Annotated in this window: 13 protein-coding genes and 1 other annotated feature; of the genes, 9 read left to right on the top strand and 4 right to left on the bottom strand. The window is 35.9% G+C overall.

Features of this window, described 5'->3' with window-relative positions; all coding sequences use genetic code 11:
• The first annotated feature begins 22 nt into the window (after positions 1–22).
• The 3 genes from LLS04_RS07975 to LLS04_RS07965 all read left to right on the top strand — a co-directional run bounded on the left by LLS04_RS07975 (position 23) and on the right by LLS04_RS07965 (position 2327).
• Positions 23–307, top strand: a complete 285-nt coding sequence (locus tag LLS04_RS07975; RefSeq protein WP_003773810.1) for an HU family DNA-binding protein — start codon at positions 23–25, stop codon at positions 305–307.
• A 52-nt stretch (positions 308–359) separates the two neighbouring features.
• Positions 360–1043 carry a zinc metallopeptidase gene (locus tag LLS04_RS07970; RefSeq protein WP_323611179.1) on the top strand — a complete coding sequence of 228 codons (684 nt, stop codon included), beginning with the start codon at positions 360–362 and terminating at the stop codon, positions 1041–1043.
• 66 nt (positions 1044–1109) lie between these two features.
• Positions 1110–2327, top strand: coding sequence for an immunoglobulin-like domain-containing protein (locus tag LLS04_RS07965; protein ID WP_323611177.1), 1218 nt, complete (start codon positions 1110–1112; stop codon positions 2325–2327).
• Positions 2328–2365: 38 nt separating this feature from the next.
• Here the strand turns inward: LLS04_RS07965 and LLS04_RS07960 are convergent, their stop codons facing one another.
• Positions 2366–3715 carry an FAD-dependent oxidoreductase gene (locus LLS04_RS07960; RefSeq protein ID WP_323611176.1) on the bottom strand — a complete coding sequence of 450 codons (1350 nt, stop codon included), beginning with the start codon at positions 3713–3715 and terminating at the stop codon, positions 2366–2368.
• 227 nt (positions 3716–3942) lie between these two features.
• Between LLS04_RS07960 and LLS04_RS07955 the strand changes: the two genes are divergently transcribed.
• The 6 genes from LLS04_RS07955 (at position 3943) to LLS04_RS07930 (ending at position 10295) form a co-directional block, all read left to right on the top strand.
• Positions 3943–4620, top strand: a complete 678-nt coding sequence (locus tag LLS04_RS07955) for a metal ABC transporter ATP-binding protein (protein WP_323611175.1) — start codon at positions 3943–3945, stop codon at positions 4618–4620.
• Positions 4613–5410 (top strand): metal ABC transporter permease, encoded by a 798-nt coding sequence (locus tag LLS04_RS07950; RefSeq protein ID WP_323611173.1) that lies wholly within the window; start codon positions 4613–4615, stop codon positions 5408–5410. The genes LLS04_RS07955 and LLS04_RS07950 overlap by 8 nt, the downstream gene beginning before the upstream one ends.
• Before the next feature lie 39 nt (positions 5411–5449).
• Positions 5450–5644: a binding site (T-box leader), on the top strand.
• 34 nt (positions 5645–5678) lie between these two features.
• On the top strand, positions 5679–6710 hold the full coding sequence (gene pheS, locus LLS04_RS07945; RefSeq protein WP_301332389.1) for a phenylalanine--tRNA ligase subunit alpha: 1032 nt from the start codon (positions 5679–5681) through the stop codon (positions 6708–6710).
• A gap of 9 nt (positions 6711–6719) precedes the next feature.
• The gene (gene pheT / locus LLS04_RS07940; protein ID WP_323611172.1) at positions 6720–9095 is read left to right on the top strand and encodes a phenylalanine--tRNA ligase subunit beta; all 2376 of its coding nucleotides are present in this window, start codon (positions 6720–6722) and stop codon (positions 9093–9095) included.
• Between the two features lie 17 nt (positions 9096–9112).
• Positions 9113–9835, top strand: a complete 723-nt coding sequence (locus LLS04_RS07935) for a YebC/PmpR family DNA-binding transcriptional regulator (protein ID WP_323611171.1) — start codon at positions 9113–9115, stop codon at positions 9833–9835.
• A gap of 142 nt (positions 9836–9977) precedes the next feature.
• A complete protein-coding gene (locus tag LLS04_RS07930) occupies positions 9978–10295 on the top strand; it encodes a YtxH domain-containing protein (protein ID WP_323611170.1) in 318 nt (105 codons plus the stop codon).
• Positions 10296–10374: 79 nt separating this feature from the next.
• On the opposite strand, the gene LLS04_RS07925 is transcribed toward LLS04_RS07930, so the two are convergent.
• The 3 genes from LLS04_RS07925 to plsY form a co-directional block, all read right to left on the bottom strand.
• Complete coding sequence (locus tag LLS04_RS07925; RefSeq protein ID WP_323611169.1) at positions 10375–12072, bottom strand: hypothetical protein; 1698 nt, start codon at positions 12070–12072, stop codon at positions 10375–10377.
• Positions 12069–12785, bottom strand: a complete 717-nt coding sequence (locus tag LLS04_RS07920) for an ABC transporter ATP-binding protein (protein ID WP_323611168.1) — start codon at positions 12783–12785, stop codon at positions 12069–12071. Before LLS04_RS07920 ends, LLS04_RS07925 begins: the two co-directional genes overlap by 4 nt.
• A gap of 99 nt (positions 12786–12884) precedes the next feature.
• Positions 12885–13487 carry a glycerol-3-phosphate 1-O-acyltransferase PlsY gene (gene plsY, locus LLS04_RS07915; RefSeq protein WP_323611167.1) on the bottom strand — a complete coding sequence of 201 codons (603 nt, stop codon included), beginning with the start codon at positions 13485–13487 and terminating at the stop codon, positions 12885–12887.
• Positions 13488–13577: the final 90 nt, after the last annotated feature.

Here is a 13577-nt window from a genome sequence, read left to right as displayed (position 1 = left end):
ATTATGAAATGGAGGTTTCAATATGAGTGAAACATACAACAAGAAATTATTAAGCGAGTCAATCGCTGGCAAATTAGACATTAGTAAAAAACAAGCAAATGAATTTATCGAAACATTCCTAGACGAGGTAAAAGAAATTCTCGAAAATAAGGGAACAGTCGATTTAGCTGGTTTTGGAAAATTTGAGGTTCGTCATCGTGCAGAACGTGATGGTTTTAATCCTCAAACAAAAGAAAAAATCCGCATTGCTGCATCACACAGTGTAGGATTCAAACCTGCGAAAGCTCTTAAAGACGCAGTTAAATAATTAATGATTTTAAAAAAGGAGCCTGTCTCCTTTTTCTATAGTGGAGGTTAGTATGGGTTTAATGGGTGTCGGTTATGGATTTGTAATCCTTGCCGCTATAATATCTTTTGCTGCACAGATGTATGTTCAATCTGCTTACAGCAAATACAGCCAAGTGGATACATTTGAACATTTGTCCGGTGCGCAAGTTGCACGTCGGATTTTAGATCTTAAAAATATTGACGATGTTCAAGTTGTTGAATCTAATGGTGGTGAATTGAGTGATCATTATGATCCAACAAAAAAAGTTGTAGCTCTATCACCAAAGGTTTATCATGAAACAAGTATTGCATCAGTTTCAGTCGCAGCACATGAGTGTGGTCATGCCATTCAACATGCTGAGAATTATGGATTTATTGCATTACGTAATAAAGTTTTACCGTTTGCGATTGTCGCAAGTAAATTCAGTATGATTCCAATTATGATTGGTTTGTTTGGAAGTCCACAGTTTCTTAAAATTGGAATTATTCTATTATGTGTCATTGCGATTTTCCAATTAGTAACGCTACCTGTGGAATTTGATGCATCATTACGAGCAATTAAAATCTTAGAGCAAGAAGCATTACTTGATTCTGGAGAACTTCAAGGATCCAAGAAAATGTTAACGGCAGCGGCGCTTACCTATGTAGCTGCGTTAGTTGGAACTCTATTAAGTATTCTTCGATATATTGCGATCTATAATCGTCGCAATGATTAAGACACCACGTGTGTCTTTTTTTTATGTCTTACTAGGTATCATGTTTACTTAAATAGGGGGATGATTATGCGTTGCTATTTATTTTTTCTATTTATATTTATGTTTGCTTTCACAACAGAGGTTACCTGTGAATATATCGACGATCGACAAAAAGTTCCAAATGAGTTACTTGAGGTAAATTTTGACAAGGGAATGCTTCATTTGAAAGGATGGGCCTTTATAAGAGACTATCAAAATTACTATGATGCTTCGACACATTCATTTCGACTCCACGTGAAGGGTCCTTCACATAAAGTATTCCAAATGTCATTAGATTCTGTAAATCTTACTCGATTCATGTCTTATCGCGGTTATCGGTTGTGTGAGGATAACCAGATAAGCCAAGAATCCTGCAATCATCATTATGAAAATGTAGGTTTTCATGGCTCGATACCCCTTAACACCTTGATAGAAGGTGATTACGCGTTGTCGCTTGAAATACACCATCAACAAACACATCGTACCGTAGAGGTGCCTCTATATCTAACGAGCATGAAATCTCTATCGCATCAATACGATGGTAAAGACTATTCGATTGACTCAGTTTTTAAACAAGGAGGAATTACAGTGTACTATCATACTCTGATCGCGACAACTACACCATTCCCGTCCTATGAAGGCAAGGTTGTAGAGTATGGACAGTATTGTTCTCGTTCTCATGGAAATACATCGTTCTATAGACAAGGTGCAATGTTTCAAAAAATTAAAGATGTTGTTAAGTATAAAGGGATTGTCTCTTACTTCAAAGTTGGCGCAAAACAATCAGGTTGTGTTGATGGACGGCAACGGTTGGTTGAGGGGAATGAAGTTACAGTTTATATTCCAAGTACGTTTGTGAACTATACTGGAGGGAATATGAAACTAAAAATACGTAATCGAATGCCAAAGCTTGATGCTCAACCGATTTCAATCAATCAATATCAGCCTTATGATGTTTTTGAGAATGTAAGTGCAGTTGACTATGATCATAATAATATTTCAGCTCGAATTGAGGTTACATCAAATAATGTTAATGTGAGGATACCTGGAACGTATAATACATGTTATTCTGTTACGGATTATCGAAATCAGAGGGCAATTTCGTGTCGTAAAGTTGTTGTGGAGACGATACCGACATTCTTTAGATATATTAGTGAATTAAGTATTCCAGAAGCACATTTAAACATTTGGAACAACAATTTGTTTTATCAAGTTTTAAAAGATACACTTCTAAGAAGGCAAACATACATAAAAAAATCGTATTGATGAAAGAATTTCTAATTTCATCAATACGATAGTTCTAATTATTTTTTGGATTCTTTTTCTACTGCAGCTTGAGCAAGTATATTTAAGTAGTTCCAAGGACGATCAAAATGTGGTTGGAAGAAAAAGTCAACATAAGCTAAATCTTCGATTGTCATTTTGTTTTGAACAGCAAGTGAAAGTGTATTTGCGGATTGAGTGATATCATACTTTGAGATTACTTGACCTCCGACAATACGATGTGTTTCTTTTTCGTACACAAGTTTCATCATTACTTCTTCAGTTGTAGGCATGAATTCAGGACGGTAATTATCTTTAACCAGTACTGAGTCGACGTCTAAGCCAAAGAAAGGCGCTGAATTAACAGTAACTCCAGTGGAGCCAATATTATATCCGAAAAGGTATAATCCAGAAGTACCTTGTGTTCCACGGTATTTAACTTTGTTTTCAATAATATTCTTTCCTACAAGTGTACCCATTCGAACTGCATTTGTTGCAAGAGGAATATAAGCGTGGTCGCCTGTTGGGTTATAGTGAACCGCTACGTTATCCCCAGCAGCATAGATTTCAGGACGACTTGTTTGCATATATTCATTCACTTTAATTGCACCATTTGGCAAGGTTTCAACTTTATTCTTAATTAATTCTGTACTTGGTTTAAAACCTACACACATAATTACGAGGTCTGCATCATAGCTTCCAGCAGAAGTAATAACTTGACTTACATTTCCATTATCATCAGACTTAAACTCTTGAACTGTTTGGTTAAGTGCAAGTTTGATACCACGGTTTGTCAGGTCTGCTTCTAATACATCTGTAAACTCTGGATCTAGATACTTATTAAGGATGCGATCAAGTCCATCAACTAAAGTTACATCTTTACCAGATTCACCGAATGCTTCGACAAGTTCAATTCCGATATATCCACCACCAACAATAACAACTTTTTCAGCTTTGTCTTTGCGTGCAATGATTTCTTGAGCTTGATTATAGTTTTTACATAACATAATATTCTCAGCTTCAATTCCTGGAATTGGTGGCACAATTGGCCATGAACCTGTCGTAAGGACTAACTTATCATAGCTTTCTTCAAAAGTTTCATTTGTTAGTAAGTTTGTAACAAATACACGTTTTGCTTCAACATCAATATCTGTAACATTATGTTCCATATTTACGTTTGCACCTAATTCTGCAAGTTCTTTAGGGCTTGAATAAAATAAACTTTGAGCGTCTTTTACAACACCACCGATATATAAAGCAATTCCACATGATAAAAACGAAACATTATCATTACGTTCGAATACCTTTACCTCAGCAGTAGGGTCTTCATTAATAATTGCTTTAACTGCGGATGTACCTGCATGTGTACAACCAATAACTACAACTTTCATACATAATCCTCCTTAATGTATATGTTTATTATACCAATGTTTAAAATGAAATTTGAGTGATATGACCGTAAACGCATAACTGTTGTTGACACAGAATTAAATCAAACATATAATAGTTGTTGCGAACCATTTGCATATGGTTGTGATTCGTATATTTTGGTAAGATGTTTCTAAAATAGATTAAATTTACAGATGAAAAATAAAAAAAATATTAACAAGGAGATGGCATGAAATCAATACTTAAATTAGAGAATATGGATTTTTCATATTCTAAAAACAATATTTTAGAGTCCGTGTCTTTTGCGATTGATGAGGGAGATTTTGTAGCTCTAACAGGGACAAATGGATCAGGGAAATCGACGCTTCTTAAAGTTATTTTGGGATTTGAGAAAGCAAAATCGGGTACGGTAAAACTTTTGGGGGAGTCAATAGATACATTTAGTCAGTTTGATTCTATAGGGTATGTGCCACAAGGCGGATTGCTGAGTGTTGCGGATTTTCCGGCAACGTCGTTGGAAATCGTTATGCTTAGACTTTCTAAAGGGAGTTTTTTTAATTTTTATAATAAGTCTCGAAGAAAACGTGCACTTGAAGCACTTGGGCGCGTTGGTATGGAAGCATATGCTTCAGAAATGATTAACAATCTTTCGGGTGGGCAATTGCAACGAGTGTTAATTGCACGAGAATTAATTGTAGAGCCTAAGATATTGTTTTTAGATGAACCGACCAATGGTTTGGATCAAGAGGCCATAAGAAATTTATATCAACTCCTTGAAAAACTGAATCAGGACCAAAAAATGACTATTGTAATGGTAACTCACAACTTAGACCATGATGTACAAAAAATTAACCGCGTTTTTGAAGTGAAAAATCGTATGGTTCAAGAGGTGATGACACATGTTTAAATATGAATTTATGCGAACAGCATTTCTTGTTGGTGGCTTGTTAGCCGTGATTATACCACTTATTGGTGTAGTAGTTGTTTTCAAAAGAATGTCGATGATTGGTGATGCATTATCGCATGTTTCACTAAGTGGAATTACAATTGGATTGATTCTCGGGTTTAATCCGATTGTCGGGGCGATTGCATTAAGTTTGGTTGCTGCATTGAGTATTGAGTTTATTCAGAAGAAATTCGGAAAATATCAAGAACTTGCGATTGCGATTATCATGTCCTTTGGAATCGGTTTGTCTGGCGTTTTGCTTGGTTTTGTAAAAAATCCAGCGAATTTTAATAGTTTTTTATTTGGTAGCATTGTCGCAATCGGTGATAGTGATAACTTCCTTGCGATCTTACTTAGTTTAGTTGTTATTGGAGTATCGATTCGATACTATCGTGAATTTTTCTACCTCGCTTTTGACGAAAAATCCGCATTTATTTCCGGTATTGATACGAACCGTATTTCATTGATATTCACAATCCTTACCGCAATCACGGTGTCGATTGCATCTCGAATCGTGGGTGCTTTGATTGTCTCGTCCCTTATGGTTATTCCTACAGCGTGTGCTATGCAGGTATCAAAGAGCTATAGATCCACAATGTTTTATGCAATTGGATTTTCTTTAACCTTCGTATGGCTCGGACTTGCGCTATCATATGCTCTCAATCTTGCTCCAGGAGGAACGATTGTCCTTCTAGGTGTTGGGGTATTAGTTACACTTATTATAATAAAAGCTGTATTAAAGCGAGGGTAATCTTGAATTTACCTTCGCTTTTAGTTATAATAGAGAAGATAAAAATCATTGAAGAGAATTAGTAACAGGCAAGATCTTTTATAGAAACAATAGGGTTGATGGAACTATTGATTGATAACCTGCGAATTCATCTTGGAGAGAAGCTAATCACTTACGTTTCGTTTGCGTTAAAAACTAAGAGATGTATACATTTTTTGTATAAATCAGGATGGTACCGCGCTTGACGTTCCTGGACGTGCGGTTTTTTTTATGTTTAAGGAGGATTTATATGGACTTGAAAGAGATTATGAATCAAGGGATTGAAGCAATCAAAAATGCACAAACTCTTGAGCACTTAAATGATGTTCGTATTGAATATCTAAGTAAGAAAGGTCTTCTAACGAAAGTTATGGGACAAATGAAGGATTTATCAAATGAGGAAAAACCGTTGTTTGGTAAACGTGTAAATGAAGCAAAACAAAGTATTGAGTCTGCGCTTAAAGAGAAGCAAACAGACTTAGAGGCTATTAAATTAAAAAAAGATATGGCTAAAGATGCGATTGACGTGACATTACCTGGAACTCAATTTAAACAAGGAAGTCAAAATCCACTCATTCTTATGCGCCGAGAAATGGAAGATTTCTTTAGGGAGATGGGTTATAAAGTTGTAGAAGGTGACGAAGTTGAACTTGATTTATATAACTTTGAACGTGCCAATATTCCACAAGATCACCCAGCTCGTGAGATGCAAGATACATTCTTTATTGATGAACATACCTTACTTCGAACCCACACAACTGCAATTCAAATGCGTGCGCTCGAAGAATATGCACCATCTGTTCCTGTGAAAGTAATTTGTCCTGGAAAAGTATATCGACGTGATGATGATGATGCGACACATTCCCATCAATTTGTTCAAATGGAAGGTTTAGTATTGGGGCATGGAATTACTTTATCGGATCTAAAAGGTACTTTAAACCTTTTTGCCAAAAGAATGTTTGGCGAAAGTCGTGAAATTCGTTTTAGACCTAGTTATTTCCAATTTACAGAACCAAGTGTAGAGATTGATGTAACATGTCATATCTGTGGTGGTAAAGGCTGTAGTATTTGTAAAGATACAGGTTGGATTGAAATTCTTGGTGGTGGTATGGTTCACCCTAATGTACTGCGTGCTGCAGGTTACGATGATCCTACACTTTCAGGATTTGCCTTTGGTATCGGAGTTGAACGTATAGCGATGCTTAAATATGGTATTGATGATATCCGATCATTTTATACAAATGATAAACGTTTCATTGATCAATTTAAGCGTTTTGAGTAGGAGGTTAGAATGTTAGTTAGTAGAAAATTATTGAATAGATATGTTGATATTGCAGATATTGACACATTAACACTTGCGGATACCTTAACAAATGCAGGCTTAGAAGTTGAAGGGATTGAACCGTTAATTCATGGAACACATTTAACTGTTGGTCATGTATTGGAATGTGTTCCACATGAGGACAGTGATCATTTAAACGTCTGTCAAGTCGATTTAGGTGAACGTGTTGAGCAAATTGTATGTGGCGCATCAAACATTAAAGTGGGCTTATATGTTTGCGTGGCACAGGTAGGAGCCGTCTTGCCGGGTGATTTTAATATCAAGGCTTCAAAAGTTCGTGGTATAGAATCCAATGGAATGATTTGTTCTCTGAATGAATTGGGTGTTGCTGAAAAATTTCAAACAGAAGAACAAAAAACAGGAATTGTAGTTCTTCCTAAAGCAGAACCTGGTAGTAATCCAGCGGTTGCGCTTGGCTTAGATGATGAAATTCTTGATATATCTCAAACTCCAAACCGATCTGATTTCATGTCGATTATATCAATTGCGCATGAAGTGAGCGCATTATTTGGACGTAAACTTACATTACCTCAATTTGATGGCGCATCAGAAATTGGAAGTAAGACAGAACTTAAGATTCAATCATACACTGAAAAATCACCTCTGTTCTTAGGGAAAGTGATTGGTAATATAACAATCGGAACTTCTCCAGATTGGATTCGTGAAGCACTTATTGGTTCGGGAATCAAACCAATTAATAATGTCGTCGATATTTCAAATCTCGTGATGCTTGAAACAGGTCATCCAATGCACTTTTACGACATTGATTTCTTAAAAAATCAAGATTTATCAGTTCGTGATGATTTTGAAGGAACCGTAGAGGCTCTCGATGGTAAAACATATGATCTAGAAAAAACGATCTTTGTTATTATGAATGGCTCAGTACCAGTAGGTATTGCCGGGATTATGGGTCTTGGTAATTCCATGATTCAACCTCATTCTAGTGGGCTTGTGATTGAAGTCGCACGTTTCAACCATGTTTCAGTTCGTAAAACTGCAACTCGTTTAGGTTTAAGCAGTGAATCTTCCACACGTTATACCAAACCGATGGATAATAACGCTTCAAAACAAGCGATGGATCGTGCAGTTTCGCTATTACTAGAATATGCAAGTGCGTCAGCACTAGAAGAGACTGTTCAATGGGGTTCACTTGATAGTACACCGGTTGAGGTATCAATTACCGTTGAACGCATCAATAAATATCTCGGTACATCTTTAGAAGAATCAGAAATTATAAATGTTTTCGAACGTCTTAATTTTAATCCTAAAAATATTGATGATAGAATTGTATGTACAATACCGTCGTATCGTAAAGATATCGCCATTGAGGAAGACTTAATTGAAGAAGTGATCCGAATTGTCGGATATGATGTCATGGATGAAACATTACCATTAATGGATTTAACACTCGGTAATTTAAATGATCACCAACTTAAGACACGAATGATTGAAGATGTTCTCCTTGGTTTTGGTGCTGATCAAATTCTATCCTATACACTTGTGGATGAATCAAAGACTGTTGGTTCGGAAAGTTTAGGAACACCCATTCGTTTAGCGAATCCGATTAGTGACAAGCGTGCATATCTAAGAACACACTTGTTGCCATCGATGGTAGAGGTTTTAGCATATAATAATGCTCACAAAATTTCAGATGTGCTCTTCTTCGAACAGTCTTCAGTATATGCTGAAGGGACGAAATCAAATCGCTTGGGAGTTATTGGACAAGGATCGTTATTTAATCAAAATTGGACGAAAACTGAGATTCCTTTAGACTTTTACACTATAAAAGGAATGATTATGGAATTATTTGAAAAGTTAGGTTTTAATGAAAAAAGATTCCAGTTCAAGCCAAGTGGATTTGATGATTCAAAATTCCACCCATTCAAGAGTGCAGAAATTCTGTTTGATCGTAAACACTTAGGGGTTATTGGACAACTTCATCCTCTTTATGCAAAAGAATACGACTTAAAAGACCCTATTTATTTAGAAATTGATTTGGACTATCTTTTAGGACAAAAAGCAGGTGCTATAAAAGCGACTGCAGTAGCAAAATATCCAATTATGACTCGAGATTTAGCGATTCTTTGTGATAATGAAGTTTCGGTAAGTGATTTAATTCAATCAATTGAAAAAGTCTCTCGAAAATATTTAGTTGATTTAAATGTCTTTGATGTATTTACATCAGAAAAATTAGGAAATAAAAAATCCATTGCATTCCAATTGTCCTTTGGGCAAGACCGTACCCTCGAGGTAGAGGAAATTAATGATATAATGAGTGCAGTGATTGAAGAACTAACAAAACGTTTCAACGTTGAAGTGCGATAACATTAGGAGGTAAAAATATGGGTAGAGCATTTGAAGTTCGTAAGGCGTCGATGCAAAAGACAGCGGCCGCTAAAACGAAAGTGTATTCACGATATGGAAAAGAAATCTATATGGCAGCTAAGGCTGGTATTCCTGATCCTGAGATGAACGTGGGTTTAAAACGCATCATTGATGAAGCAAGAACTAAACAAGTTCCTGCCGATGTTATTAAACGTGCTATTGATAAAGCTAAGGGTGGTTCTGAAGAGAACTATCATGCTGTACGTTATGAAGGGTTTGGACCGGGTGCATCGTCATTTATCGTTGAATGTTTAACAGACAACGATAACCGTACATACAGTGAAGTTCGAAATTGCTTTACAAAATCTAAAGGTAAGATCGGTGTTAATGGTTCCGTAGTTCACGGATATGAGCACGTTGGGTTGTTGTCATTTGAATCCAGTGATGAAGAAACAATTATGGAAATTCTTTTAGAAAATGAAGTAGACCTTATCGATATTGAACAAGAAGATGGTCATATGACTGTTACTGTTGATACGACAAGTCTTCATAAAGCAAAAGAAGCACTCGAAAGTAAGTTGGGTGTGATTCAATTTGATGTTCTTGAAATTACCTATTTACCGAATGAATACGTAACGGTTGAAGGCGAAGATGCTGACAATTTCAGAAAAATTCAAGCGATGTTTGACGAAGTTGAAGATATTCAAGAAGTATATCACAACGTAAAATTTGAAGATTAATTCTAAAAAACCTCTAGTTTAAGTACTGGAGGTTTTTTTGTGTGAAGCTTTGATGAAGAATGTAAGGATTGAGTCAAAAGCTTTGATTGATTCGTATGATGTACGATATAATCAACATATACAAAAAGGGAGGCTTTATTATATGGGAAATTTATTAGACAAAGCAAAAGAACTTGCAGCAAAAGCAAAGAGCTCTGCTGATGATTTGGGTACAAAAGCCAAAGAAACCGCTGAAGATCTTGGTGAAAAAACAGAATCAGTAACTAAAGAAGCATCTGAAAAGATGAATGAATTTGGTGGAAAAGCCAAAGAAGCTGCTGAAGACGTATTGGAAAAAGGTCGCGATATGACTGCTGATGCAGTGACTAAGGGTAAAGAAGTGGCAGAAGATTTATCGGAAAAAGCTAAAGAAACCGCTGAAGATTTGACCGATAAAGCAAAAGACATCTTTAATAAATAATCTGAAGTCTTTAATAGATTCATAACAATAAAAAACCTTAAGATTTTGAAACTTATGTTTCAGTCTTAAGGTTTTTTTATTAGAGTGTTTCAATGATTTGTGGCAGTCTTTTATAAACCAGTTTCTTTATCAATTGATACACGAGAAAACTGAGAATCATGAGAATAAGACCAAAAATATATATTACATGAATTGGATTATAATTAAGCGCTGCAAACACAAATCCTCCAATAATTAAAAAAGAGGAGAATAGCGGAACTACAGCAAGAAAATTTTGTTTAATCGCTTGTGTTTCATTGTCCCAAATTAGTTTTGGCGAAAATACATCCAATACTATGGCACTTGTGTTGGAAAGGATTGAACCCAAAAAGGAACTCAAGATAAAGATACATACATATACGACATTTAATTTAAGGAAGCCGGCAATTACTATTCCGATAATCCAAGTAGGAATGACAGTTATGATTGCACCGATTAGTATTTTCGCGTGAACTAAGGTCATAAAATCAAGTGGCATTGCTTGGAATTGTTTGAGTGTGCGACCCTCACGAGAAATGGACGTTGCGGTAATCATACCGACATTGGCCATAAAATATGAGACTAAAAGACCAATTATGGCTACTAATGCAAATTTAACGTAAAAGGCTTGGCTGTAGAAATTGGTGCTCATAATTTCTTGTGCTGTCTGATTGATCTCGGTAATGGAGACTGGGGACTTTGATATACCTATAAACAATGGAATGACAAAGGATACTGGTATAATAATTAGTCCTGCGAAATAATTCGTGGTAAATGTTGGTGTTCGAAGGATGTTTCGAATATCATAGCGCATTATTGATCGAAGCGCAGATCTTTGTTTTGTAGATTTTTGAAATGCTTCAGATGTTAATGCGGTTTTCTTAGAAGTGGCTTCGTCGATACCGATAACCCCTTTGAAATATAACTTTTGAACTAGTGTTACGAGCAAGAATGGGCTGAGGATAGATACAACAATTCCAAAGATCATTTTTCCATAATCAGCATAAACAACCCCTTGAGAAAGTAAAGGGATAGTAGGGAAGACACCGTTGAGTACTTTTAATAAGGCATTGTCTCCTGAAGCGATGCTCGACATGACATGAGCTAGAAAATCAGTACCACCGGTTCCTGATGTTTGGCCTAGGTATGCCATACCAAGACCAAGTACAATACCGAAGAATGTAGAGACATAGGTGTAAACATCTTTATTCTTAAAGAAGGGAACAAATGTCAAAATGAGAATCATAAAGACTAGTGATAGTGTAAATGGAATAATGGGTATCATCAGTGAACTGAGAATAAATCGAATAATGAAGAATATATCCGGTTTAACGTTCACAATATATGCAATTGCGAAGGGAATAAAAATAATGGCTGCACTGATGTACATGGTCACTAGGCTTGTAATGAATTTTGAAAACAAAATATCAGAAGCACTGACTGGAAGTACTAAATATCGTTCAATATCTTTTGAAAAATAGAAAATACCGGGAACGACAAGAATACCAATAATTAGTATATAGACACTTGCACTTGCGAATAATGTATGGATTGCGATGCCAGGTTGTCCTAATGAAACGGACGATTTAATGAGCGTGTTCCAAAGATAAAAGATGATTCCGCCAAGATAGATAAAAAGAAATGCAAATATGAGAATCATAAATTTCGAATTCTTTTTTTTCTTTGTGGTTAGTTGTTGTGTAATATCATAAGTCGTTGTTTTCAACATTGTTTCGGTTAGTGTCAGAATTCGATTCATTTTGTCAGCTCCAAGAAGATTTCTTCAAGTGATAATTGGTTGTAGCTAGATTTTAAGGCTTCTAGAGTACCAGTATAAACAATTTGACCGTGGTTAATGATAACGACTTTGTCACACAACTTTTCGGCTACTTCAAGAACATGGGTTGAGAAGAATACAGCACCGCCTTGATTTGCGTGCTCACGCATTGCTTCTTTTAAAATATAAGAGGATTGTGGATCAAGTCCAGTTAGAGGCTCATCAAGAATTAATAAGTATGGATTATGAAGAAGAACCCCAATAACCATAATTTTCTGACGCATACCATGGGAATAGGATAAGAGTTTATCGTTCAATGCTTTATCCATTCCAAGTAGTTGAGTGTAGTCTTGGATACGCTGTTTGCGGTCCAACTCATTAATATTGTAGATGTCCGCAATAAAATTCAAATACTCGATACCTTTTAATTTTAAAAATGCATTTGGGTCATCGGAAACATAACCAAACTGTTGCTTCGCTTCTATTGGTTGGTCACGGATGCTTAAGTCATTAAGGGTAATTGATCCGGAATCGGGTGCTAAGATCCCTGTAAGCATCTTAATGGTCGTTGTTTTACCTGCACCATTAGGGCCGATAAATCCAACGATTTCTCCGGAATTAATTTGAATGGACACATCATCAACGGCTTTATGGGTACCATTATAAGTTTTCGTAACATTCTCAATATTAATCATATTTTTCTCCTTGATTATAATATGGCATAATTATATCACTATTTTCACTATTTTCAATATCTTCACCAAATCTATACAAAAAAAGAGGGAAACTTCCCTCTACATCCATGTAATTTTTCGTTCGGAACCGTCAAGAATTCTTTGAATGTTTGAACGGTGTCGATAGATAACGATCGCTGCAATGATTGCGAAAGCAATTGTAACTTGAATGTTTTCTTGTGATAAACCAAGAATAACGACTGCAGTAATAACTGAAATCATAGCAGATAACGAAACCATTTTAGATAGATACAGCGCTGCAAAAAACAGAAGAACTGGAACTATAAAATGAAGTACAGGTCTTTTTGTGACAAGAATTGAAATTCCCAGTAAAAACCCCATAGCAGTTGAAACAGCCTTGCCACCTTTAAACTTAGCAAACACTGGAAAGCAGTGACCCAATGTAGCGAAAAATCCAGCATAGATAGTTGCTTCTGGGAACACTAAATTTGTAATAACCATAGCAATGGTTGCTTTTAAGACATCCAATATCGCAACTGCAACGCCAGCTTTTGCACCGAGTGTTCGACCAGCGTTTGTTCCCCCAAGATTTCCAGAACCGTGTTCACGGATATCCGTATTAAAAAATACTTTTCCAATGACTAATGCATTGGGAATCGATCCTAAGAGATACCCAAGGACACTTGCTAATAATATTTCCATAAATTCACCTCAAAATCATTTTACCATGTTCAATGGCAAAGTTAAAAGAACTTTTCATGATGGTTCAACTTTTAGTACTCAAATAATCAT

The organism is Erysipelothrix enhydrae (genome assembly GCF_035066605.1).
Classification (GTDB): domain Bacteria; phylum Bacillota_I; class Bacilli_A; order Erysipelotrichales; family Erysipelotrichaceae; genus Erysipelothrix; species Erysipelothrix amsterdamensis.
This window is presented reverse-complemented; position numbering and strand designations above follow the sequence as displayed.